Source organism: Alkaliphilus pronyensis (genome assembly GCF_009017275.1).
In the GTDB taxonomy this organism is placed as follows: Bacteria; Bacillota; Clostridia; order Peptostreptococcales; family Natronincolaceae; genus Alkaliphilus_C; species Alkaliphilus_C pronyensis.
Map to the genome: position 1 here is coordinate 1 of NZ_WBZC01000017.1, position 4,070 is coordinate 4,070.

General features: G+C 30.4%; 4 protein-coding genes. All 4 read left to right on the forward strand.

The window, feature by feature from the left end:
- Positions 1–136: 136 nt before the first annotated feature.
- The 4 genes from F8154_RS05850 to F8154_RS05865 all read left to right on the forward strand — a co-directional run bounded on the left by F8154_RS05850 (position 137) and on the right by F8154_RS05865 (position 3,770).
- A complete protein-coding gene (locus tag F8154_RS05850) occupies positions 137–517 on the forward strand; it encodes an SPASM domain-containing protein (protein ID WP_279237165.1) in 381 nt (126 codons plus the stop codon).
- Positions 518–538: 21 nt separating this feature from the next.
- Complete coding sequence (locus F8154_RS05855; protein ID WP_151860678.1) at positions 539–1,309, forward strand: ABC transporter ATP-binding protein; 771 nt, start codon at positions 539–541, stop codon at positions 1,307–1,309.
- Between the two features lie 145 nt (positions 1,310–1,454).
- Positions 1,455–3,335, forward strand: a complete 1,881-nt coding sequence (locus tag F8154_RS05860) for an ABC transporter permease (RefSeq protein WP_279237164.1) — start codon at positions 1,455–1,457, stop codon at positions 3,333–3,335.
- A 198-nt stretch (positions 3,336–3,533) separates the two neighbouring features.
- Positions 3,534–3,770 (forward strand): transposase, encoded by a 237-nt coding sequence (locus tag F8154_RS05865; protein WP_279237166.1) that lies wholly within the window; start codon positions 3,534–3,536, stop codon positions 3,768–3,770.
- Positions 3,771–4,070: the final 300 nt, after the last annotated feature.

Consider the following 4,070-nt stretch of genomic DNA (forward strand, 5'->3'; position numbering starts at 1 on the left):
ATAGCCAGACTTACTGGGATAAGTCGAAGCATAGTATTGAAAGTATGAGAGATGTAATAATATTCTAGTATATAGCTTTGTAATAATAATTAACCAAAAGAACCGTCCCTGTGGTTACCTGCAAGAAATTGGTCAAATACATAATTCAAAGACTAGAAGAGTTTCATGTGGAGTTGCAAGAAATCTATATGCTGTAGATATAAATGGAGATATTTATCCATGTCAAAGGTTTGTGAACAACAAAGAATTTGCTATAGGTAATGTTGCAGATGGTGATATTGGTCAGAAGGATTTTTTAAAAAAAGTTACAATTGATAATTTTAAAAAATGTGCCCATTGTTGGGCTAGAAACCTTTGTGTAGCAGGTTGTCCTCATGAAAATCTAGCATCAACTGGAGATATGAATCTGCCCCATGACTCTTATTGTCGATATGTTAAGAAGATTAAAAGTGAACTTATAAGACTATATCTAAGGTTAAGCGATGAGGATATTGAGATATTATTTAAAAAGAAATAGGTGAGATATGTGAAGACGAAAATGATTTTAAGGGTTGATAACGTTAGCAAATATTATGGTCAAAAAAATACAATAAAAGCATTGGATCATATAAGTTTTAATGTTGTAAAAGGTGAATTTCTTGCCATCATGGGGCCATCAGGCTCAGGTAAGAGTACCTTATTAAATGCTATTTCAACAATAGACCAAGTAAGTAGTGGGAGTATTTTTGTTGATGATATTGACCTAACTAAAATCAGTGGTAAAAAAATAACTGATTTTAGGAGAAAGAAATTAGGCTTTATTTTTCAAGATTTAAATTTGCTAGATACCCTTACTCTATACGAGAATATAGAGCTTGCTTTAACCATTAATAGAAGTGATATAAGTACAATTGATATTCGTATTAAAGAGATTTCTAAGGTGCTTGGTATTGATGACATACTACACAAATATCCCTATGAAGTATCAGGTGGACAAAAACAAAGATGTGCATGTGCTAGAGCAATAATTAACAATCCAGATATTATTTTGGCCGATGAACCCACAGGTGCCCTAGATTCTGCTTCAGCTAGAAAATTTCTTGAATCATTAGATCACATTAACGAACTATTCAATAGCACCATTATAATCGTAACTCACGATGCTTATGTAGCAAGTCATTGTAATAGAGTATTATTTATTAAAGACGGAAAGCTTTTTAATGAGATTCATAAATGCAATGATAACCAATCTCGCTTTTATAAAAACATCTTAGATATAGTTGTTAACTATGATGAAAACGAGGAGCGGAAAATCGATGATTTATGTTAAATTATCTTATAAAAATATAATTAAGATGTTCAAAGAATATTCAATCTACTTTATTACAATTACCTTTTGTGCAGGTTTTTTTTATTCTTTTAACTCACTGTCTAATGATACAGAAGTAGTTAATTTAGTTCCTAGTGTGAAACTAATGTATATACAATTGGAGGGCATATCATTTATAGTGAGTTTTACAATTATATTTCTAGTTATTTACATTAATAATTTCATCATTAAAAAAAGAACTAAAGAGTTTGCAATTTACACAATACTTGGCATGAATCAAAAGATAATCTCCCTTTTATTTTTTATTGAGAACGCTATTATAGGGATGTTATCGGTTATGCTGGGATGTCTGTTGGGCATTTTAATTTCATTTTCTTTGAGGGGTCTAATAATCAATAGTTTTGAGCTTCGGATTATGAATAAAGTAATGTTTAACTTTAATACTTTTACGAAAACAATAATTTTTTATTTAGTTATTTTTATAGTAGTGGGTCTAGTAAATATGTACAGAATAAATAAGCTTAAAATTATTGATTTATTGCTAAATCATAGGAAAAATGAAGAATTAAAGATTAAGAATAAGATCATCCAATTGGCAATTTTTATTTTATCCATTGGTATGTGTATATATGCCTTTAGTAGTATATATGAATACTTAGGCAATTACTCTCAGGTGAAAGGGGAGACTCATTCAATAGATCAAATCATTATATTTGTGTCATATGCAATAGGAACATATGGCCTCTTTTACTCTATATCATCAATATTCAGTCTATTCAAGATGAAATTCAAAAAATATACCCAGAAAAAGATTAATTTATTTTTTATTAGCGAGTTAATATCTAAAATCAATACAAAGACAAAAGTGATTACGACATTGTCTTTAGTAATACTTATTTCTTTAATTTCTTTTTCAGTAGGTTTCATCATGAGTACCTGGGGAGAAAATTTCAAAGATAGAGTTACTGTTTATGATATTGAAATTGAAACAGAATATAACGATATCATAGATGAGTCCTTATCCTTAGAGATAGATTTTAGTGAAGTTCATGAGTATATTGAAAAAATAGGAGATACACAAGATAGCAAAGGATATAATTTGTTCTTTATTAAAGAGAGTGATTTTCATAGAAGAAAGAGAATTGATTTTCCGCCATTACTCATGAAATTAAGTGATTATAATGATATCAGAAAAATTAATGGCTATGAGAAGATTGAACTGCGGAGTAATGAGTTTGCCATTCATTATAAAGAATTAGATATTTCAGCAAAGGAGATCAAGAATCTACACTTTGTTGAAAAAGGACTATCTATAAATGAAAACCAAATGATGTTAAAGGAAGCACACCTATTCAATGAAACCTTTGGGAATAGTATTACAAATGATTATGTTGGTTACACCATTATTGTTCAAGATGACTTAACTAATCATTTAAAGGTTGCAAAATCAGCTTACGTAGTAGATTTAGTAGATGAGTTAACGATAAAAGAAAGTGATAATCTTACTGAGTTTTTAGTCTCCTGGTATATGCAGAATTATCCTGAGCATCTAGCTAATGATTCGCAGCCAATAGATATTAAGACTAAGGTTGAACAAGAAGTAAGCAGCAAGATATCAGTGATGGTTGTCAAGTTAACCGGGCTTTTGATAGGGGCTATATTACTGATTATGTGTCTAACAGTTCTTACGATACAGCAGCTGGTTGATTCGGTAGAAAACAAGTATAAATATGATATATTACATAAATTAGGAGTTGATGGTGGAGATATAAACGCTGTCATTGTAAAGCAAGTTTTAATCCAAATGAATTTACCCTTTATTTGGGCGACAATAGGATTTTTGATATTTTTATATTCCTTCTTTAAAGGTTTCGGAAGAGAAATTAATGCGTTTTTTTCTGATGGAAGTTTTTTATTATCAGGCTTTGGCTTACCTATTTTGATATTCCTGTGTATTTACCTAACATATTTTATGTTTACCATTACCATATATATAAATAATGTCAAATTCAATAGGGAGCTGTAACATGCCTGGAAACTAACTAAATTAAGTTTGACATAGGTTGGGGACATACATTAACCATGGGGACGGTTCTTGTGGTTGTATTATTGATCCAAGAATCTTACAATAATCTAGGCTGATAATATGCCTAGAAATGCTAGAAAGAAAAGTAAAACAGTAATCTATCATATAATTTTAAGGGGATTCAATAAGTAAACAATAATTGAAGATAAAGAAAAGCTTTTAGAAACTATCTTAGAATGCAAAGATAAAAGTGAATACAGAATATACGCGTACTGTTTGATGGGAAACCATATCCATATTTTGCTTATACTAGAAAAAGAAGATTTAGGAATGGCAATGATACTAATAGGAGCAAGCTATGAATATTGGTATAACTTCAAATATGATCGAGTAGGCCATTTGTTCCAAGATAGATATAAAAGTGAAGTAGCGTAACCACGGGGACGGTTCCTGTGGTTGAGTCATTCTTCTAAGAGTGTTAGAATAATCTAGGCTGATAATATGCCGAGAAATGCTAGAAAGAAAAGTAAGACAGGAATCTATCATATTGTTTTAAGAGGAATCAATAAGCAAGCAATATTCGAAGATAAAGAAGATAAGGAGAAGAAGATCTAGGAATGACAATGAGACCAATAGGAGCAAGCTATGTATATTGCTATAACTTCAAATATGATCGAGTAGGTCATTTGTTCCAAGATAGATATAAAAGTGAAGTAGCGTAACCACGGGGACGGT

Coding starts and splice junctions, on each gene's coding strand:
- F8154_RS05855 (WP_151860678.1), top strand. CDS start 539: ATGATTTTAAGGGTTGATAACGTTAGCAAATATTATGGTCAAAAAAAT.
- F8154_RS05860 (WP_279237164.1), top strand. CDS start 1,455: ATGTATATACAATTGGAGGGCATATCATTTATAGTGAGTTTTACAATT.